This is a genomic window from Cytobacillus sp. BC1816, assembly GCF_051353635.1.
GTDB classification, from domain to species: Bacteria; Bacillota; Bacilli; order Bacillales; family Cytobacillaceae; genus Cytobacillus; species Cytobacillus oceanisediminis_C.
Genome location: NZ_CP195611.1, coordinates 5,323,219 through 5,343,034, shown reverse-complemented (window position 1 = coordinate 5,343,034; position 19,816 = coordinate 5,323,219). Strand labels below are relative to the sequence as shown.

Below are 19,816 nucleotides of genomic sequence, written 5' to 3'. Positions count from 1 at the left end.
TGATATCCCTCCTTTTCCATCTATATTTGGGAATTTAGATTACTGTCCAGCTCCGGTGCCTTTCGAAGGCCCCCCTTGCTTTTCTTTGTTTCGAGCCACAAAAACGATAGGTTATACACGCTGTATAACCCTGAAGTTTATAAATATACGAAACTGTTTATGTGGAAAAATATATAATAAGGAAGTAAAGTGGAATTTCGACAGTATCCACTGTCTGTGGACAAACTTTTACAAACCCCTTGGATAACCTGTCCACATGTTATCCACAATCTGTGGATAATGAAGATATGCACAATGATTTATTAAGTGTTAAAACACAATTATGATAACAGATAATGCTTTTGTCTGCAATGCTTTTTAAAGCTTTATCCACAACATGCCATCCCTGTTCATAAAAATTGTCCACAGCCTCTGGTTGTGTGAAAAACTTGTCAATATGTGATGTGGATAATGAAAATGCTGTCGAAATTTTATCCACAGACCTGTTTTTAGAGAAGATCGAATTCATATGGTCTTCGGAATATCTGATGGAGAGATGCCATTTTTTCGTGGCCATATCGTCTGGCTACCGGAGTAACTTGCAGTCTCAAATAGTAACTTTTACTATGAACTAATGAGAAAAACGTGGAAAAATGAAATTTTAGGATGACATTCATGCGAAAAGAAGGTAAACTTTCTGAGTGGGTTCTTTCAGGTATGCAAAAAGAGAAAGAGCAGCTAAGCGTTTTTAAAATGTTATTTCGTGAGTTGTTTATTCATAATAAATTTTAATGCTGAGTTGATTGGAGCGGAAAGCAAGTGCCCCGTGCTGAAAACAACGAGCTAACTTTATAAGAAAAAACAAATTGCGAAAGAAAGAGCCGAAACTAGTTTTTTGCCATTGAAGGCAGATTGACTTATATGCATAGTTGACAATTTTCTAGTTACATCTATATAATTAGAAAGACTGTCTTTAACAGCAATTCCTCAGGGAGGTGTCATATATGAAAAGAACTTATCAACCAAACAAGCGTAAAAGAAGCAAGGTTCATGGTTTCCGCAGCCGCATGAGCTCACCGAACGGACGTAACGTTCTAGCTCGCCGCCGCCGCAAAGGAAGAAAAGTATTATCTGCTTAGGCCACTGAAACGTCAGTGGTCTTTTTTTCCATGTAAAGATAAATGTTCAAGGCGCTCTGCGCTTTTTGAAAAGGTGATGACATGAAAAAAGAGTTCCGTGTAAAAAAAAATAAAGAATTTCAAGAGGCCTTTAAAAAGGGAAAGTCATTCGCCAACCGTCAATTTGTCGTTTACATCTTGAGAAAAGAGGAGCAGAATCATTTCCGCATTGGCCTTTCTGTCAGTAAAAAAATCGGCAATGCCGTTATGAGGAACCAGATCAAAAGGTATATCCGCCAGGCATTCATAGAACTGGAGGAGGAAATAAAGCCGCAATTTGATCTGATTGTCATTGCAAGGAAACCGGTGGCAGAAATGGATTTCCATGAAGTGAAAAAGAGTCTGATCCATGTATTGAAGGTTTCGCGGGTTTTGAATAAACCGAGACTTGGAAATACTAAAAATCAATAATCTTTATCTATCTTTATTTTGAAGCACTCCATTTTAAAAGATGTTAAAATAAGATACATATGAGCGTGTGCCCTGTGACTGGGGACAAGCAAATTAAATCCATACTATTATCAGGAGCAATTAAGGAGGAAAAAACGGTTGAAGAAACGAATATTCCTATTAATCGGTTTAGTGTTTGTGATGTCCCTTTTATCGGGCTGTACAGAAATCAACCAGCCGATTACGTCTGAAAGCGAAGGCTTTTGGAACGAGTATATTGTCTACCCGCTTTCACTGTTTATTATTAAGGTAGCAGAATTTGCAGGCGGCAGCTATGGGCTATCGATCATTATTGTGACACTCATTATCCGTCTGGTCATCCTGCCATTAATGATTAAACAAACGAGAAGTTCAAAAGCGATGCAGGCGATTCAGCCAGAAATGCAGAAGCTTCGTGAAAAATACAGCTCTAAAGACCAGAAAACCCAGCAGAAGCTGCAGCAGGAAACAATGGCTTTATTCCAAAAACACGGTGTTAATCCGCTTGCCGGATGTTTCCCGTTAGTGATTCAAATGCCAATCCTGATCGGTTTCTACCATGCGATTACACGTACCCGCGAAATTGCAAACCATAATTTCCTTTGGTTTGACCTTGGTTCTCCAGATCCAATTTACTTATTGCCTTTAATTGCAGGTGTGACAACGTTCATTCAGCAGAAAATGATGATGGCCGGCACTCAGCAAACGGGGCAAATGGCTGCACAAATGAAAATGATGCTTTATCTGATGCCGATTATGATCGTTATTTTTGCCATTAACTTCCCGGCAGCTCTTTCTTTATACTGGGTAGTGGGTAATATCTTCATGATCGTTCAAACGTATTTCATTAAAGGTCCGGACCTGAAAGCTGCAGCGGCCGGAAATGCAGGAGGAGCCAAAAAGTGAAACAAGTAACTGCTACAGGACAGACCGTCAAGGAAGCAGTAGAGTCAGCTTTAGCTCAATTAAACACAACAGAAGACCGCATAGAGATTACTATTGTTGATGAAGGTAAAAAAGGCGTTTTCGGGATTTTCGGATCCCGTCCGGCAGTGGTAAAAGCTGTGAAAAAGCCTGATCCGATTGAGGAAGCCGAAAAATTCCTCAAAGACGTCAGCGGGAAAATGGGCGTGACCATTGAAATTGAAACATTAAGGGACGGAAAAAATGTTCAATTTATCCTATCCGGTGAAAAGATTGCTCTTTTAATCGGAAAAAGAGGACAAACGCTCAATTCCCTCCAGTATTTGACACAGCTGGTTATTAACCGATATGCCGAGCAGTACTTAAATGTGGTGCTCGATGCAGAGGATTACCGGAAAAGACGCCAGGATACCCTGATTCAACTGGCTGATAGGCTTGCTCAAAAAGCTTTGAAGACGGGAAAAGAAATTGCGCTGGAACCTATGCCTTCATATGAACGCAAAGTGATCCATACCGCCCTCGTAAATAATAAGCGAATCAAGACGTATTCTGATGGCAATGACCCTCATCGTCATATCGTCATTGCACCAGCCAGAACAAGATAGCAGGAAGATTATAAAAAATCCCAGTCCATTTACGGATTGGGATTTTTTTGTCGCATTTTGTTATCCCTCCGCAAATTATTAAATCTCAAATGGTTTTATTGTTATTCACATGTGGATAAGTTAGAATAGAGCATATTAATTATGAGACGTGTGGATATTTTTTTACTGGCTGTATTTAAGCGGGCTGTTGATAAGTTCATGCTGACGGTTCATGCTGACTGATGGACAAGCCGGAACTGCGGGCTGATATGCTTTTCTAAAAAAAAGCCATGTGATATTCTATTAATTTGGGGAATCGATATTATTATTTCTAAAGATAGTAAAACATTCCTTAAACTTGGATTACTGTCAGCTCCAGGCGCCATCGGCTCTCGGGTATAAGCCAATCCGTCTAAAAGGTTAAAGAACAGCCTTTCAGCTTGTCTTATGCTTGTCGCCGACAAGCGGGCGCCTTCCGCTTTTCTTTATATAGATCGATATAACAGGAAAAAGAGAGGTGAATGAATTGGAATTTGATACAATAGCCGCGATATCTACTCCGATGGGAGAAGGAGCCATTGCCATTGTCCGCCTGAGCGGTGACCAGGCTTTTGAAATTGCAGACCGGCTGTTCAGAGGAGTGGGAGGCAAGCGTCTAAAGGATGTTGCTTCCCATACCATTCATTATGGGCATATTATGGACCCCAAAACCGGACAGATTGCTGAGGAAGTAATGGTTTCGGCCATGAAGGGACCGAAGACTTTTACTAAAGAAGATGTCATTGAAATCAACTGCCATGGGGGACTGGTTTCCGTAAACCGCGTGCTGCAGCTTTTGCTGAATAATGGTGCACGCCTGGCAGAGCCGGGGGAATTTACAAAGCGCGCCTTCTTGAACGGGCGAATTGATTTATCCCAGGCAGAAGCAGTTATGGATTTAATCCGTGCCAAGACAGACCGGGCTATGAACATGGCACTTGGCCAGATGGAAGGAAGGCTGTCAAAGCTTATTCAGAAGCTTCGGCAGGAAATTCTGGAGATTCTTGCCCATGTAGAAGTCAATATTGACTATCCGGAATACGATGATGTCGAGGAAATGACCCATCATATGCTGATGGAGAAGGCTTCTTATGTAAAGAAGGAAATCGAAAAGCTTCTTCAGACCTCACAGCAGGGGAAAATACTGCGTGAAGGACTTTCAACGGTCATCGTCGGGCGTCCAAACGTTGGAAAATCTTCCTTATTGAATAGCCTTGTCCATGAGAATAAGGCGATTGTGACAGATATTCCGGGCACCACCCGTGATGTCATCGAAGAATACGTGAATGTAAGAGGAGTGCCTCTCCGCCTGGTTGATACAGCCGGCATTCGCGAAACGGAAGATATAGTAGAACGGATCGGTGTTGAAAAATCAAGGCAGGTATTAAAGGAAGCAGATTTGATTTTGCTTGTGCTCAATTACTCGGATGAATTGACGTCTGAGGATGAAAATATTTTTAAAGCGGTTGAAGGCATGGATGTTATTGTGATTGTCAATAAAACCGATCTTGACCAAAAAATCGACATGAGTCGCGTCCGTGAGCTTTCCAAACATCATAAACTGGTTACGACCTCTTTATTGGAGGATCAGGGAGTCGACGATCTTGAGGAGGCTATTGCTTCTCTATTCTTTGCAGGCTCCATCGAAGCCGGGGATATGACATATGTATCCAATACCCGCCATATTGCCCTATTGAACCAGGCGCAAAATGCCATTGACGAAGCGATGCAGGGTGTTGAGATGGGAACCCCGATTGACATTGTGCAAATTGATTTGACAAGAACATGGGAGCTGCTTGGTGAAATTATTGGCGACAGCGTCCATGAAAGTTTGATCGACCAGTTATTCTCGCAGTTCTGTTTAGGGAAATAGATGATTTAAGCAGGCTGTGTCAGCTGACGCAGCTGAAATGGATTTTTAACTTTTGCAATCGGCCGGCTCAGCCCCTGGTTTTTCAAAAGCTTGTGCCTGTGCTTGCCTGATTGCAGCAAAGGAGGCCGCATCATGACATATGAAGCTGGAAGTTATGATGTCATAGTAGTCGGTGCCGGACACGCGGGTGTGGAAGCAGGCCTTGCTTCGGCCCGTCTCGGCGCAAAGACATTAATGATTACAATCAACCTGGATATGGTAGCCTTTATGCCCTGCAACCCCTCAGTAGGAGGCCCTGCAAAAGGGATTGTGGTAAGGGAAATCGACGCACTTGGCGGAGAAATGGGCAAGAACATTGATAAAACCCATATTCAGATGCGCATGCTCAATACAGGAAAAGGCCCTGCAGTACGTGCTTTAAGAGCTCAGGCCGATAAGTTCACGTATCAGCATGAAATGAAAAAAACGCTGGAAAATGAACCAAATCTGACGTTAATTCAGGGAATGGTTGAACGGCTGATTGTTGAAGATGGAGAATGCAGGGGCGTCGTCACCCAGACAGGTGCCGTTTATCATTCAAAAGCGGTAGTTATTACAACAGGAACCTTCTTAAGAGGGGAAATCATCCTCGGTGAGCTGAAGTACTCAAGCGGTCCTAATAACCAGCAGCCATCCATTAAGCTTTCAGAGCATTTGCAGGAGCTTGGCTTTGATCTGGTCCGTTTTAAAACAGGAACACCGCCGCGCGTCAATAGCCACTCCATTGATTACAGCAAAACGGAAATCCAGCCTGGCGATGATGTGCCAAGAGCTTTTTCCTATGAAACCACAAAGTATATTACAGATCAGCTTCCTTGCTGGCTTACGTATACCAATGAAGAAACGCATACTTTAATCGACAATAATCTTCATCGCTCGCCAATGTATTCCGGTATGATCAAAGGGACAGGACCGCGCTATTGCCCGTCGATTGAGGATAAAGTTGTCCGTTTTAATGATAAGCCGCGCCATCAGATCTTCCTCGAGCCTGAAGGCCGCAATACACAGGAAGTGTATGTGCAGGGGCTTTCAACAAGCTTGCCTGAGGATGTGCAGCAGAAGATTCTCAGAACCATTCCTGGACTTGAAAATGTACAGATGATGCGTGCCGGCTATGCGATTGAATATGATTCCATCGTACCAACGCAATTATGGCCGACACTTGAAACCAAGAAGGTGAAAAATCTTTATACTGCCGGCCAGATAAACGGAACATCCGGCTATGAAGAAGCTGCCGGCCAGGGGCTAATGGCAGGCATGAATGCCGGATTAAAATCGCTGGATAAAGAAGAAGTCATATTAAGCCGTTCAGATGCTTATATTGGCGTCCTGATTGATGACCTTGTGACCAAAGGCACGAACGAGCCTTACCGTCTATTGACTTCAAGAGCGGAATATCGCCTGCTGCTTCGCCATGATAATGCCGACCTGCGCCTAACAGAGCTTGGCCGCAAAGTAGGACTGATCAGTGAAGAACGCTATGAAAAATTCCTGCTGAAAAAGCAGGCAATTGAAGAAGAGAAGGCACGTCTGCAGGGCATCATCATTAAGCCGTCTTCTGACGTGCAGGAGATGATCAAAAGCCAGGGCGGAAGCGAGCTGAAAGATGGCATCCGAGCATCAGATTTGCTGAAGCGTCCGGAAATGACGTATGAGCATATTCAGCAGGTAGTTCCAGCTGAGAGCACGCTTGATGAGGATGTAACCGAACAGGTAGAAATCCAGATCAAGTATGAAGGCTATATTGAAAAGTCACTTCAGCAGGTAGAGCGCCTGAAGAAGATGGAAAACAAAAAGATCCCTGAAAACATCGATTATGATGATATTAACGGACTGGCTTCCGAAGCAAGACAAAAGCTGAAGGAAGTAAGGCCGCTATCTCTCGCGCAGGCTTCACGGATTTCCGGTGTAAACCCTGCCGATATCTCTATTTTGCTTGTTTATTTAGAACAGGGCAGAATTGCACGAGTTTCAGCGGAGTAAAAGGGAAAATCCGATCATGTCTGAGAACCGAAAGGATTTATAAATGAATACCGAACAATTTACAGAAATGCTGGCGGCGAAGGGGATTGCCCTTTCGCCACAGCAATTGCAGCAATATGACACCTACTATTCCACACTGGTAGAATGGAATAAAAAAATGAATTTAACAGCCATCACGGAAAAGGAAGATGTTTATCTCAAGCATTTTTATGACTCGATAAGCGCTGCTTTTTACTTTGATTTCAACCAGCCGTTAAAGGTTTGTGATGTCGGTGCTGGGGCCGGTTTTCCAAGCATACCGATTAAAATTGCTTTTCCGGGTTTACATATTACGATTGTTGACTCTCTTAATAAGCGCATTGGATTTCTGGAACATTTGGCAAAGAAGCTGGAGCTTGATAATGTCCGCTTTATCCATGACCGTGCGGAAACCTTTGGCCAGAACAAAGAATACCGTGAGTCTTTTGATGTTGTGACAGCACGGGCTGTTGCCAGATTGTCCGTTTTAAGCGAGCTGTGTCTGCCTCTGGCAAAAACAGGCGGCACATTTGTGGCCATGAAGGGTGCAAGTGCAAAAGAAGAACTGGATGCCGGCAAAAAGGCCATCTCGGTTCTTGGCGGAAAACTCGTTGATTCCCACACGTTCACCTTGCCTGAAGAAGAGAGTGAGCGCAATATTTTAATCATTAAAAAAGAAAAGAGCACTCCTAAAAAGTACCCGCGAAAGCCGGGGACACCCAATAAAACACCAATTGAATAGGGTGCGCAATTTGCCATTGTATGACATAATGGTGTAAACTAATCGATTTTTCCAGATATTTATATTGCTCCTGTCCGGCAGGATTTGTCATGATGATAGAGAATATGTAATAGGGAGTTTCGTAAAGGTGGTGCAGGGTGATGAAGCATTCTTTCTCACGCTTTTTTGGCCTAGGCGAAAAGGGAGAACAAGTTACAGCGGAAAAACCAGCAGAAGAACAATTGGATATTGAAGACTTAAGCGACAGAGAAGAAGTTAAGAAGATACCTATTGATCAAATCGTCCCCAACCGTTTTCAGCCAAGAACGGTGTTTGATGATGAGAAGATAGAAGAGCTTTCTCGGACCATCCATACACATGGTATCATCCAGCCGATTGTCGTACGGGAATTTGAGGATGGCCAGTTTGAAATCATAGCAGGTGAACGCAGATACCGGGCCATGAAAAAACTGGGCTGGGAAGAAGCTCCGGCTATCGTAAAAAATCTAAGTGATACAGAAACGGCTTCAGTGGCTTTAATTGAAAACCTTCAAAGGGAAGAACTGTCTCCGATTGAAGAAGCTGTTGCCTACGGAAAGCTTTTAGAACTGCATAATCTGACACAGGAAGCATTGGCACAGCGCCTTGGAAAAGGACAGTCAACCGTTGCAAACAAGCTTCGGCTGCTGAAATTGCCTCAGCCTGTCCAGGATGCGTTATTAAACAAATCAATCACAGAGCGGCATGCCCGTTCGCTCATCCCGCTGAAGGACCCGGAGAAGCAGGTCGCCCTGCTTCAGGAGATAGTGGAGAAGAATCTGAATGTGAAGCAGACAGAAGACAGGGTTGTCAAGATTCTCGAACAGAAAAATCCAAAGCCGAAGCCGAAGCGAAAGGCGTTCAGCAAGGATATGAGAATTGCGGTCAATACGATCCGCCAATCATTATCCATGGTTTCTGACAGCGGCATTAATCTTGATTCGGAAGAAGAAGAATTTGATGAATTTTATCAAATTACGATTAAGATTCCTAAAAAGAAATAATTTTTAACGCGAGAGATAAAGCGGGGACTCCCTGTTTTGTTTTTCGCGTTTTTTTTAGGACGATAAAAAGACTATTAGAATCTTCTTATTTTTTACAAAAAAATTATTCTGTCCTGTTTTTCGTGATAAAATAGACTACGTGATTTAACCATACTAATAAATTCGAAGATAGATAGATCGTATTACTGATAGATGAAAGCAGGTGTAACCGTGGGCAAGATTATAGCCGTTGCGAACCAGAAAGGCGGAGTCGGCAAAACGACCACTTCCGTCAATCTTGGCGCATGCCTGGCATACATAGGCAAGAAAGTGCTGCTGGTCGACATTGATCCGCAGGGGAACGCCACAAGCGGAATTGGCATTGAAAAAGCTGATGTCGATCATTGCATCTATGACGTTCTCGTTGATGATGTGGAAGCATCAGAGGTTATAAAATCAACTTCGGTAGAGAATTTATACGCAATCCCGGCAACCATTCAGCTGGCAGGTGCAGAAATTGAACTGGTGCCGACCATCTCGCGGGAAGTAAGATTAAAGAGGGCTCTTGAAGAAGTAAAGGCAAACTTTGACTATGTTATTATCGACTGTCCCCCTTCTCTAGGATTACTGACAATTAACTCGCTGACCGCTTCGGATGCCGTCATCATACCAGTGCAATGTGAATACTATGCGCTTGAGGGTCTGAGTCAGCTTCTGAATACGGTCCGCCTTGTGCAGAAGCATCTGAATCATGATTTGAAAATCGAAGGCGTACTGCTGACGATGCTTGATGCCCGTACAAATCTTGGCATTCAGGTCATTGAAGAAGTGAAAAAGTATTTTCAGGATAAAGTATATAAAACAATCATTCCCCGCAATGTGCGGCTGGGAGAGGCTCCAAGCCATGGAGAACCTATCATTACTTATGATCCGAAGTCACGCGGAGCTGAAGTATATTTAGAACTGGCAAAGGAAGTGGTTTCAAATGGCTAAAGGTTTAGGAAAAGGTCTGAATGCTTTTTTCAATAATATTGAAACCGAAAAAGAAGAAACCGTGCAGGAAGTCAAAATAAAGGACATCCGTCCAAACCCTTATCAGCCGCGCAAAGTGTTTGAAAAGGAAGCCATCGAGGAATTGAAGCAGTCCATACTTGAACACGGAATTCTGCAGCCTATCATTGTCCGCAAAAGCATAAAAGGCTATGAAATTGTAGTTGGGGAACGCCGCTACCGGGCAGCAAAAGAAGCAAATCTTGAAAGAGTTCCTGTTGTCATACGGGAATTGAATGAACAGCAGATGATGGAGCTTGCTGTTCTTGAGAATCTGCAGCGTGAAGACTTAACTCCGATTGAAGAAGCGGCTGCATACCAGCTGTTAATGGAGAAGCTCAAGGTGACACAAGAGGAGCTGGCCAAGCGCCTGGGAAAAAGCAGGCCGCATATTGCCAACCATATTCGCCTGCTTTCCCTTCCTCCTAAAATTCAGGGTTTGATTTCTGACGGGAAAATCTCCATGGGTCATGGCAGAGCACTATTGGGTCTGCGTAAAAAGGAGAAACTGCAGGCGCTCGTTGAAAAAACAGTTAAAGACGGCTTAAATGTCCGTCAGCTTGAACAGCTGATTCAGCAGCTGAATGATGTTTCACGTGAAACGAAAAAGCCAAATGCCCCAAAAGATATTTTTATTAAGGAACGCGAATCCTCCCTCCGAGAAAGATTCGGAACCACGGTCCATATTAAACAGTCCAAAAACAAAGGGAAAATAGAAATTGAATTTTTCTCAAAAGAAGATTTGGAACGCATTATGGAGCTTTTAGAAACCAATTCGTAAGCCATCTTAATGATGGTTTATTTTTTTACAGTACTCTATAAAAAAAGATTGTAGGTCAGTACCTTTAGTGGTAATTTTAATAGAAAATAATTCGCATTGCGAAATAATAAGGTGAAGAATATGTTTTTGCTAGGTACGCTTGTGAATGGATTATTGATTATTATAGGAACACTGCTGGGAAAATTGCTTCATCGGATTCCTGAGAGTATGAAGGGCACGGTGATGCATACGATCGGCCTTGCTGTCATGGTGCTTGGCCTGCAAATGGGTCTTAAGAGCGAGAACTTCCTGGTTGTGATTTTAAGTCTTGTGTTCGGAGCAGTTATCGGGGAATACTTTGCTCTCGAAGATAAGCTGAACAAACTTGGCGATTGGCTCGAAAGAAAAATCGGTTCAAAAAAAGGCCAAGGCAGCATTTCGCAGGGATTCGTAACAGCTACGCTTATCTTTGTCATTGGAGCTATGGCCATTATAGGCGCACTCGACAGCGGCATCCGTGGCGACCACTCGGTTCTTTATACCAAATCGATTATTGACGGCTTCACCTCCCTTATTTTAACGACAACATTAGGGATTGGTGTGCTCTTTTCAGCTTTTCCGGTCATGCTTTATGAAGGACTCATTGCCCTTTTTGCCACACAAATCGACCGGTTTGTCCCCCAGCTTCTTATGGACAGCTTTATCAAGGAAATGACCGCAACAGGCGGAATCATGATCTTTGCGATTGGTCTGAATCTGACAGGAATTACAAAGATCAGGGTTGCGAACCTGCTTCCTGGAATTGTGGTTACGGGGATTATTGTGTCGGTTGTTTATTTTTATGGGATTTATTTTTAGGTGGTGGGGTTTTCGTTGCTGGTGCGGTGGTGTGAAGCATGTCCACAGGAATTATTGTGCTTGCGGGGCCTGTGAATTTTCTAAACAATTTGGGTGCAGCGCATAAACTAATGAAATTGACGCGAAAGCCGGCTGCAGCAGCGCATAAAATAGGAATAACAGTGCAAAAAGACATGTTTACCGCACATATCCCTGATAAGAGCGCAAAAGCATCTTCATACAGCGCATAAACTTATCGAATTAGAGCGGAACCCTTTCAGAAAAGCGCAAAAAAATATGCCAGCAGCGCAATCCTCCTCCCATCCCCCAGCTAACCAAAAAATCCGCAGGCCCAATTCCCCTGCGGATTTCCTATTCATTAAGGTGTTTGTTCACGATTCAGTTCCCATTTGAATGCAGGCCATGCTGGCGCTGTCTGGTGGGTCAGGCTTGCTTCATAGATGCCGCCCGCGATGGTTTTGGCCATTTTGAGGACGAGGTTGAGTCTTGTGTTCTGGAGGACAAAGAATTCCATAAATCCGCTGACGTTGACGATGCCGGTTATGTGCATGTCCCCTACTTCCGGCAGGTCTTTATTGACTCCGGCGCCAGGCTTGACGGGCCCGTCTCCGATTTGGATGACTCCGACGCTTTTTAAGCGGCCCAGGCAGGCGTCGATCCCGATGATAAAGGGATTAAAATGCTTTTTTTTGATTTCGTTCAGTTTTTCTTCCAGGTTTACGGCATGTATCGGGTCCTCCAGTGTTCCGTATACATGGAATGATGAAATGGATTTTTCCTCGAGGAGTGTGCCGACCAGCGGACCTAATGAATCGCCTGTAGAGCGGTCTGTGCCAATGCAGACAAAAACGATGGGACGGCAGCTGATGCCTGCAGGCAGAATATTCTTCAGTTCAGCAGCCAATTTTTCAGCAGAGTTTGTTTCTTCATGCGAGATTCTGGCAGAAGCCCCGCCTTTTTTGTCAAACAAGTTTGGTTTGAAGTTCATATAGGTCCACTCCCTCTTTATTCCTTGCCATGCCCGAAATACAAGTATTTATACGTTTTTAACAGTATACGGAAATTTTGTGTAATCTATACATACCTGTATTATTTAATCGTTAAACAATCGGGTTTTAAACTGTAAAATCATGAGAAAAATTGATAAAATTATTTTGTTTTACAGAGGGATTCGCACTGAGAGGCAAGATGCAGTATAATTTCATACAAGCCAAAGAAGATGGTGCTGTATTTCTTATTTTCACTAAAGTAAAGCAGGTGAAACCATGAGTCCTATTGAAAAATTGATTCACAGTATGATAGATAAGATTTCTAATGAAGAAACATGGGTAACCATCGGGGAAGGCATCTTTAAAATTATTGCGATTCTGATCGTTACGAGCATCCTGATCAGGATTGGCAAGCTGGCTATCCGCAATATATTTAAAGTGAGGACGCCGTCAAGGCTCCGAATTTCAGAGCGCAGGGAAGCTACCCTCCTGAAGCTGCTTGAGAATATGCTTACGTATGTGGTATTTTTCGTTGCAGCAATCATGATATTATCGGTGCTGACGATTGATGTAAAAGCCCTTTTGGCCGGTGCTGGAATCGTCGGGCTGGCTGTTGGGTTTGGGGCACAAAGTCTTGTAAAGGACATCATCACCGGGTTTTTCATCATTTTTGAAGATCAGTTCTCGGTGGGGGATTATATCCGGATTGATCAATTTGAAGGAACGGTAGAAGAAATCGGATTGAGGACGACAAAGATTAAAAACTGGACAGGTGAAGTTCATATCCTTCCGAACGGAAGCATTATGCAGGTCACTAATTTTTCCATAAATAATAGCGTTGCCTTTGTGGATGTCAGCATTGCTTATGAAGGCGATATTGTGAATGCTGAAAGAGTTCTTCAGGAATTATTCGAAAAGATGCCGGAAAAATATGAGGATATGGTCAAGCCGCCGGAGATTCTCGGCATCCAAAATCTGGCTGCTTCTGATGTGGTGCTGCGTGTGGTTTCAGAGACACTGCCAATGAGGCACTTTTATATTGCACGGCAGCTGAGGAAAGAAATTAAGCTTTGTTTAGATGAGCATGGCATTGAAATTCCGTTCCCGCGTCTTGTTATGTATACGCGGAATGATCAGGCACAGGAAAATCCTAAACTGAATGCGGAGGGATAAACATGGAGCAAAAGGAATTTGATTTACACGATGTGGTGGAAATGAAAAAGCCTCATCCATGCGGGGTCAACAAATGGAAAATCATCCGAATGGGAGCAGATATCCGCATTAAGTGCGAAGGCTGCGGCCACAGCGTGATGATTCCAAGAAGGGAATTCGCCCGCAAAATGAAGAAAATTCTTGTTAAGCATGAGGGATAAAAAGATAAATACGGGGAGATGAGGGTTTTGGCGGATGCATTCAAGTCAGCCTGTCCCCTTAACTGCTGGGACAGCTGCGGCTTTCATGTAACAGTTGAAGACGGTAAGGTGACAAAGGTAGATGGCGATCACGACCATCCTATAACAAAGGGGAAGATTTGCGGCCGCGGCAGAATGCTTGAAAGCAGGACCAATTCTCCGGAGCGCCTGCTTCATCCGCTGAAGAAGGTGGATGGAGAATTTGTGCGGATTTCATGGGAACAGGCTTTGCACGATATTTCCCTGAAAATGAAAGAGCTAAAAGAAACGGCTGGCACCACTTCGGTCCTGCACAGCCATGATTATGCCAATGGAGGCTTGCTGACGAACTTGGGTCAGCGCTTTTTTAACTGTTATGGCGGAGTGACTGAGCTGACGGGATCCATCTGCTGGGGAGCCGGAATCGAGGCTCAGAGCTGGGATTTCGGAGATGCGTATAGCCACGGTCCTGAAGATATTTTAAACAGCAAACATATGGTTGTCTGGGGGAGAAATGTCGCGCGCACCAATATGCACCTGTATCAAAAGCTGCAGGAAGCAAAGAAACAAGGTGCCAAACTGTATGTGATTGATCCAATTTTTAATGCGACCGCTAAAATGGCGGACCGCTATTTTTCCATCAAGCCGGGGATGGATGGCTGGCTTGCGGCCGGCATCATAAAGGAAATGATCCGTCTGGATTTAGAAGATAGAAGTTTCATAGATAAGTATTCTATTGGTTTTGAAGATCTGAATGAACTGCTGAGCAGTGTGACACTTGAGGAAGTGGCAGAGAAAACGGAAGTGCCTGCAGAGGTGATGACCGAGCTTGCGATAGTGTATGGGGACCGTCCTGTTTCCACTTTCTTCGGACTTGGCATGCAGCGCTATGAAAACGGCGGGAACACGATCCGGCTGATGGATGCTTTAATTGCCGTGAGTGGAAATATCGGCATTCCGGGCGGAGGCGCAAACTATGCCAACAGGCAGGTTGGGCAAAGCTTTGATGGGGATGCCCTCACCCTCCCTGAACGGAAAATGGCTTTCAGGCAATTTACGATGATGCGGCAGGCAGAGGGGATTTTAACAGCAAAAGATCCTGAGATAAACATGATCTTTGTCACGTGCGGAAATCCTTTAACACAGGTTCCTGACTCATCACGGGTCCGCGAGGCTTTTGCCTCTGTTGAGACTGTTGTCGTGATGGAGCAATTTATGACAGATACGGCCAAAATGGCTGATTATGTGCTTCCGGTTGCCACAGTCTTTGAACAGGAAGATGTTTATTACTCTTCCATGTACCATCACTATGTCAATCATGGTCCAAAGCTGGTTGAACCGCCAGGAGAAGCAAAGCCTGACTTATGGGTATGGACTGAGCTTGCCAAGCGTCTTGGATTCGAAGCCGATTTCGATTTTACAAGAGAAGAGTTTATCAGCATGGGCCTCGGTTCGCTTAAAGAGTATGGCATCACATTGGATAGCATAAGAGTTTCCCATCATAAGGAGCTCCCGATTGATATGGTGCCCTGGGCAGACCGTCAGTTCAAAACGCCAAGCGGCAAGTATGAATTCACCTCTGCTGCTGCGTTCCGAAAGGGTTCCGAAAGCAGGCTGACACTCGCTCTTCCTCGGGAATCCAAGTGGACGGACCAGGAGCGTGCCAATCAGTTTCCTTATACATTGCTGACGATTCATCCGCTTCGATCTAATCACTCGCAGCATTATCACCTTTTAAAGCCCGAGCCAAAGGCAAAGGTGGAAATTGCCGGCAATATTGCTGAGAAGCTTGGCCTGCAGGAGAACGATTATGTCAAAGTGTGGAATGAGCGGGGGGAAATGAAGGGCTTTGTCCATATAATGAAAAAAGCCCATCCGGATACTATCAATATTGATGAAGGCATTTGGGCAAAATTCGGCGGTCCCGTCAATAATCTTACTTCCAGCCGCGAATCGGACAATGGCCTTGGAAGCACTTTGTACGACTGCCTTGTTAATATTGAGAAAATATAAAGTTGGGTGACAGGCTCCTATGCCAGTTCAGCAAAGTGGTATAGGGGACTGTCACCTTTTCTTTACATTTCTCCGGCAACTATCTATAATTGTTAGAGGCTTGTTTAAATGTGAAACAATCGTATTTTTTTATAGATGAAATTAGATTGAGGAGTGACTTGGATGGCTTTAACAGCTGGTATTGTAGGTTTGCCGAACGTCGGAAAGTCTACGTTGTTTAATGCAATTACCCAGGCAGGAGCGGAATCTGCGAACTATCCGTTCTGTACAATTGATCCGAATGTGGGAATTGTTGAAGTGCCTGACCAACGTTTGAATAAATTAACTGAATTGGTTCAGCCGAAAAAGACTGTGCCAACGGCTTTTGAATTTACGGATATTGCCGGCATTGTAAAAGGTGCGAGCAAAGGGGAAGGTCTTGGTAATAAATTCCTTTCCCATATCCGTGAAGTAGATGCCATCTGCCAGGTTGTCCGCTGTTTTGCGGATGACAATATTACACACGTTGCAGGGAAAGTTGATCCAATCGACGATATTGAAGTCATCAACCTGGAATTGATTCTGGCTGACCTTGAATCGGTTGAAAAGCGAATCGGCCGCGTGAGCAAGCTGGCAAAGCAGAAAGATAAAGATTCTGTGTTTGAACTTGAGATCCTGGAAAAATTAAAAGAAGCGTTTGAAGCAGATAAACCGGCGCGTACAGTTGAGTTTACAGAGGAACAAATGAAGCTTGTAAAAGGTCTTCATCTGCTGACAATTAAACCTGTGCTTTATGTGGCGAACGTAAGCGAAGATGATGTAGCTGATCCTTCTTCAAACGAATATGTGCAGCAGGTTAAAGAATTTGCCGCAAAGGATAATGCGGAAGTAATTGTAATCTGTGCAAAAATTGAATCTGAAATTGCGGAGCTTGATGGGGAAGAAAAAGAAATGTTCCTTCAGGAGCTTGGCATCGAAGAATCCGGTCTTGATCAGCTGATTAGAGCAGCCTACAATCTTCTTGGACTGGCAACTTACTTCACTGCCGGCGTACAGGAAGTCCGCGCCTGGACATTCCGCAAAGGGATGAAGGCTCCTCAATGTGCGGGAGTTATCCACTCAGACTTTGAAAAAGGCTTTATCCGTGCAGAAACAGTTTCCTATGACGACCTAGTCGCTGCAGGCAACATGACAGCTGCCAAAGAAGCAGGAAAAGTCCGTCTCGAAGGAAAAGAATATATTGTTAAAGACGGAGATGTCATGCACTTCCGTTTTAACGTTTAATTTACTGAGAACCTCTATTTAGGGGTTCTTTTTTAGTATGCAGGCGTTAGGAAGCTGATTTCTGGCGGAGTGACTGATATATGAAATAAGTGGCCGATAAGCCTGGGAGTTTGACCGATATATTTTCAAAGTATCCGATAAAAATGAAATCTGACCGAAAAGCTGATGAAAGTGACCGGTATAGAAGGCAACTGAAAAACATCATCATTCCAGACCAGCATAAATACAGAACTCACACAAAATAATCTTCTATCTGCCAATTAACTCTAGTGTTATTGCTTTTGCATAATTAATGTGCTATAATTTCAACTTGTGAGTAATGAATATATTGCTCCTTGCCCTTTTGAAGGGCCGTTAGACCAAAAGGAGGTGAAAGTGATGAGAAAGTACGAAGTTATGTACATCATCCGCCCAAACATTGAAGATGAGGCTAAAAAAGCCCTAGTTGAGCGTTTCAACACAATCTTAACTGACAATGGTGCGGAGGTTTCTGAATCAAAGGATTGGGGTAAGCGTCGCCTTGCATACGAAATCAATGATTTCCGCGATGGCTACTACCAGCTAATGAACGTTAGTGCTGAAGCAAAAGCAGTTGACGAGTTCACTCGTTTAGCTAAAATCAGCGAAGACATCATCCGTTACATCGTTGTTAAAGACGAAAAATAATAGATAAAGCCATTTTTACCGAGAGGAGTTGATTCTGATGATGAACCGTGTTGTTCTTGTCGGACGTTTGACAAAGGATCCTGATTTGCGGTATACCCCGAACGGAGTTCCTGTCGCTTCATTCACTCTTGCCGTGAATCGTACTTTTACGAATCAGCAAGGTGAGCGGGAGGCAGACTTTATCAACTGTGTGGTATGGAGAAAGCCAGCTGAAAACGTAGCAAACTTCCTTAAAAAAGGAAGTCTTGCAGGTGTAGATGGCCGGATTCAGTCCCGCAGCTATGAAGGCCAGGATGGAAAGCGCGTTTACGTGACAGAAGTTCAGGCTGAGAGTGTGCAATTCCTTGAGCCGAAGAATAGTTCTGGCGGCCAGGGCGGCAATCCGAATTACGGCGGTCCAAGAGATCAGGATTTCCCATTTGGAAATAACAGCAATCAGAATCAACGCCAGGATAATCGTAATCAGGGCGGCTATACTCGCGTGGATCAGGACCCATTCGCAAATGACGGCCAAATCGACATTTCCGATGACGACCTGCCATTCTAATAGTGCCCGATTATGAACGGAAATATATAATCAAAAAGCTAAAGGAGGTAACTGACCATGGCTGGAGGACGCAGAGGAGGACGTGCTAAACGTCGTAAGGTTTGCTTTTTCACTGCAAACGGAATCACTCACATCGACTACAAAGATGTGGATCTTCTTAAAAAATTCATCTCTGAGCGCGGTAAGATTTTACCACGTCGTGTAACTGGCACTAACGCTAAATACCAACGTAAATTAACGATTGCTATTAAGCGTGCGCGCCAAATGGCATTACTGCCATACGTTTCAGGTGAATAATAAATATGAAAAGACGCTGGTATCCGGCGTCTTTTTTATTATGCTTTCTTCTTTAGTGCAGGATTGTATTAAAGTGAAAACTTGATAAAAAGCCCGGCATTCCCTCTTCCGAAATCGCGAAGGTTGAACCTGCATTTAATACTAGCTACAATAGACTTTATGAGTTGTCTTATTTGGAATGGTTCAAAAAGCAGGGAAAAGGAGTTCCCCCTTTTTGGATACACAGTTTGAGGGGTGTATCAATGAATAATGTACATAAATTAACAGAGGGTGCAGTGCTTCTGGCTGTTTTTGCAGTGCTTCTTCTGATTTCGCTCTACGTGCCGTTTCTCGGTACCCTTTCGGTTTTCTTCCTGGCTCTTCCGTTTATTATGTTTTCAGCAAAAAATAACCGGATGTATGCGATTGTATTTCTGACAGGAGGCATCCTGCTTTCTCTGATAATCGGTTCATTTATGGCGCTTCCGCTTGTGCTGCCATTTGGGCTGACCGGGACAGTAATCGGCATTTTTATCAGTGAAAACAAAGGACGGTTGCCTTCCTTTATTGCGGGCACCCTGGTATTCCTTGCATCGCTGCTGATCCTGTATGCGGCCGCAGTTGCTCTTTTTAATGTGAATATTATTCAAGAAGGCATCAATATGATGGAGGAGTCCATCCAAATTTCAGAAGGAGTGCTTGAAGGCTTTGGGCAGAACGCGGATAAAGCAGTCGAGCAATTTACAGAAGGCCTGAAAATGATTGAGACGCTGACGCCAAGCTTATTCGTCATGACATCGGTCATTTCCGTTTTTGTCATCCAGCTTGTCTCCTTTCCTATTGCCAAAAGATTCGGTATTCAGGTTGAAAGCTGGAAGCCTTTCAGGGAAATGAGCCTGCCGAAAAGCATATTATGGTACTATCTCATTACCATTATAGTTTCTTTCCTTTTTAATCCTTCAGAAGGAAGCTACTGGTTTATGGCGCTTGTAAATATTGCATTCATTCTGCAGATTTTCATGGTCATTCAAGGCCTTTCCCTGATTTTCTTTTTCAGCCATTTAAAGGGTTGGCCGAAAGCTGTGCCTGTCCTGGCAGCTGTATTTACATTTCTTATGCCATTTCTCCTTTATATTGTGAGGATATTAGGTATAATTGACTTAGGATTCGATTTAAGGCAAAGATTAGGAAAAAAGTGATGAACAACACTACTG

At 43.8% G+C, this 19,816-nt stretch carries 23 protein-coding genes; 20 read left to right on the top strand and 3 right to left on the bottom strand.

Going from position 1 to position 19,816, the window contains the following annotated elements:
- Positions 1 to 259: 259 nt before the first annotated feature.
- Complete coding sequence (locus ACR42H_RS26835) at positions 260 to 556, bottom strand: hypothetical protein (protein ID WP_436374361.1); 297 nt, start codon at positions 554 to 556, stop codon at positions 260 to 262.
- Positions 557 to 983: 427 nt separating this feature from the next.
- Here ACR42H_RS26835 and rpmH point away from each other — a divergent pair, with 427 nt between their 5' ends.
- The 5 genes from rpmH to mnmE all read left to right on the top strand — a co-directional run bounded on the left by rpmH (position 984) and on the right by mnmE (position 5,006).
- Complete coding sequence (gene rpmH / locus ACR42H_RS26830) at positions 984 to 1,118, top strand: 50S ribosomal protein L34 (RefSeq protein WP_019382473.1); 135 nt, start codon at positions 984 to 986, stop codon at positions 1,116 to 1,118.
- 81 nt (positions 1,119 to 1,199) lie between these two features.
- Positions 1,200 to 1,568: a ribonuclease P protein component gene (gene rnpA / locus ACR42H_RS26825; RefSeq protein ID WP_436374359.1), complete on the top strand. Its 369-nt coding sequence runs from the start codon at positions 1,200 to 1,202 to the stop codon at positions 1,566 to 1,568.
- A 138-nt stretch (positions 1,569 to 1,706) separates the two neighbouring features.
- Positions 1,707 to 2,492, top strand: coding sequence for a YidC family membrane integrase SpoIIIJ (spoIIIJ, locus tag ACR42H_RS26820; RefSeq protein WP_113885475.1), 786 nt, complete (start codon positions 1,707 to 1,709; stop codon positions 2,490 to 2,492).
- Positions 2,489 to 3,115, top strand: a complete 627-nt coding sequence (gene jag / locus ACR42H_RS26815; RefSeq protein ID WP_113885476.1) for an RNA-binding cell elongation regulator Jag/EloR — start codon at positions 2,489 to 2,491, stop codon at positions 3,113 to 3,115. Before spoIIIJ ends, jag begins: the two co-directional genes overlap by 4 nt.
- Before the next feature lie 505 nt (positions 3,116 to 3,620).
- Entirely contained in the window at positions 3,621 to 5,006 is a 1,386-nt protein-coding gene (gene mnmE / locus ACR42H_RS26810) for a tRNA uridine-5-carboxymethylaminomethyl(34) synthesis GTPase MnmE (protein ID WP_113885502.1), read from the top strand.
- A gap of 5 nt (positions 5,007 to 5,011) precedes the next feature.
- Here mnmE and ACR42H_RS26805 read toward each other — a convergent pair whose 3' ends face one another.
- Entirely contained in the window at positions 5,012 to 5,140 is a 129-nt protein-coding gene (locus ACR42H_RS26805) for a hypothetical protein (protein ID WP_436374356.1), read from the bottom strand.
- Between ACR42H_RS26805 and mnmG the strand changes: the two genes are divergently transcribed.
- The 7 genes from mnmG to ACR42H_RS26770 all read left to right on the top strand — a co-directional run bounded on the left by mnmG (position 5,139) and on the right by ACR42H_RS26770 (position 11,687).
- Complete coding sequence (gene mnmG / locus ACR42H_RS26800; RefSeq protein ID WP_113885478.1) at positions 5,139 to 7,028, top strand: tRNA uridine-5-carboxymethylaminomethyl(34) synthesis enzyme MnmG; 1,890 nt, start codon at positions 5,139 to 5,141, stop codon at positions 7,026 to 7,028. The genes ACR42H_RS26805 and mnmG overlap by 2 nt on opposite strands.
- A 43-nt stretch (positions 7,029 to 7,071) precedes the next feature.
- Positions 7,072 to 7,788 (top strand): 16S rRNA (guanine(527)-N(7))-methyltransferase RsmG, encoded by a 717-nt coding sequence (gene rsmG, locus ACR42H_RS26795; RefSeq protein WP_113885479.1) that lies wholly within the window; start codon positions 7,072 to 7,074, stop codon positions 7,786 to 7,788.
- Between the two features lie 140 nt (positions 7,789 to 7,928).
- Positions 7,929 to 8,810, top strand: a complete 882-nt coding sequence (gene noc, locus ACR42H_RS26790) for a nucleoid occlusion protein (RefSeq protein ID WP_009332483.1) — start codon at positions 7,929 to 7,931, stop codon at positions 8,808 to 8,810.
- A 210-nt stretch (positions 8,811 to 9,020) separates the two neighbouring features.
- The gene (locus ACR42H_RS26785; protein ID WP_436374353.1) at positions 9,021 to 9,782 is read left to right on the top strand and encodes a ParA family protein; all 762 of its coding nucleotides are present in this window, start codon (positions 9,021 to 9,023) and stop codon (positions 9,780 to 9,782) included.
- Positions 9,775 to 10,620, top strand: a complete 846-nt coding sequence (locus ACR42H_RS26780) for a ParB/RepB/Spo0J family partition protein (protein WP_009332481.1) — start codon at positions 9,775 to 9,777, stop codon at positions 10,618 to 10,620. The genes ACR42H_RS26785 and ACR42H_RS26780 overlap by 8 nt, the downstream gene beginning before the upstream one ends.
- A gap of 120 nt (positions 10,621 to 10,740) precedes the next feature.
- The gene (locus ACR42H_RS26775) at positions 10,741 to 11,457 is read left to right on the top strand and encodes a DUF554 domain-containing protein (RefSeq protein ID WP_436374351.1); all 717 of its coding nucleotides are present in this window, start codon (positions 10,741 to 10,743) and stop codon (positions 11,455 to 11,457) included.
- A gap of 38 nt (positions 11,458 to 11,495) precedes the next feature.
- Entirely contained in the window at positions 11,496 to 11,687 is a 192-nt protein-coding gene (locus ACR42H_RS26770; RefSeq protein ID WP_436374349.1) for a hypothetical protein, read from the top strand.
- Positions 11,688 to 11,815: 128 nt separating this feature from the next.
- Here ACR42H_RS26770 and yyaC read toward each other — a convergent pair whose 3' ends face one another.
- Positions 11,816 to 12,445 (bottom strand): spore protease YyaC, encoded by a 630-nt coding sequence (yyaC, locus tag ACR42H_RS26765; protein WP_436374347.1) that lies wholly within the window; start codon positions 12,443 to 12,445, stop codon positions 11,816 to 11,818.
- Between the two features lie 277 nt (positions 12,446 to 12,722).
- Between yyaC and ACR42H_RS26760 the strand changes: the two genes are divergently transcribed.
- The 8 genes from ACR42H_RS26760 (at position 12,723) to ACR42H_RS26725 (ending at position 19,801) form a co-directional block, all read left to right on the top strand.
- Entirely contained in the window at positions 12,723 to 13,619 is an 897-nt protein-coding gene (locus ACR42H_RS26760) for a mechanosensitive ion channel family protein (protein WP_436374345.1), read from the top strand.
- 2 nt (positions 13,620 to 13,621) lie between these two features.
- Entirely contained in the window at positions 13,622 to 13,819 is a 198-nt protein-coding gene (locus ACR42H_RS26755) for a DUF951 domain-containing protein (protein ID WP_009332477.1), read from the top strand.
- A 27-nt stretch (positions 13,820 to 13,846) separates the two neighbouring features.
- Positions 13,847 to 15,850 carry a molybdopterin-dependent oxidoreductase gene (locus ACR42H_RS26750; RefSeq protein WP_436374343.1) on the top strand — a complete coding sequence of 668 codons (2,004 nt, stop codon included), beginning with the start codon at positions 13,847 to 13,849 and terminating at the stop codon, positions 15,848 to 15,850.
- 162 nt (positions 15,851 to 16,012) lie between these two features.
- The gene (gene ychF, locus ACR42H_RS26745) at positions 16,013 to 17,113 is read left to right on the top strand and encodes a redox-regulated ATPase YchF (protein ID WP_113885487.1); all 1,101 of its coding nucleotides are present in this window, start codon (positions 16,013 to 16,015) and stop codon (positions 17,111 to 17,113) included.
- Positions 17,114 to 17,491: 378 nt separating this feature from the next.
- Entirely contained in the window at positions 17,492 to 17,779 is a 288-nt protein-coding gene (gene rpsF / locus ACR42H_RS26740) for a 30S ribosomal protein S6 (RefSeq protein ID WP_113885488.1), read from the top strand.
- 37 nt (positions 17,780 to 17,816) lie between these two features.
- A complete protein-coding gene (gene ssb, locus ACR42H_RS26735; protein WP_009332473.1) occupies positions 17,817 to 18,326 on the top strand; it encodes a single-stranded DNA-binding protein in 510 nt (169 codons plus the stop codon).
- A 57-nt stretch (positions 18,327 to 18,383) separates the two neighbouring features.
- The gene (gene rpsR / locus ACR42H_RS26730; RefSeq protein WP_009332461.1) at positions 18,384 to 18,623 is read left to right on the top strand and encodes a 30S ribosomal protein S18; all 240 of its coding nucleotides are present in this window, start codon (positions 18,384 to 18,386) and stop codon (positions 18,621 to 18,623) included.
- Between the two features lie 242 nt (positions 18,624 to 18,865).
- Positions 18,866 to 19,801: a YybS family protein gene (locus tag ACR42H_RS26725; RefSeq protein WP_436374339.1), complete on the top strand. Its 936-nt coding sequence runs from the start codon at positions 18,866 to 18,868 to the stop codon at positions 19,799 to 19,801.
- Positions 19,802 to 19,816: the final 15 nt, after the last annotated feature.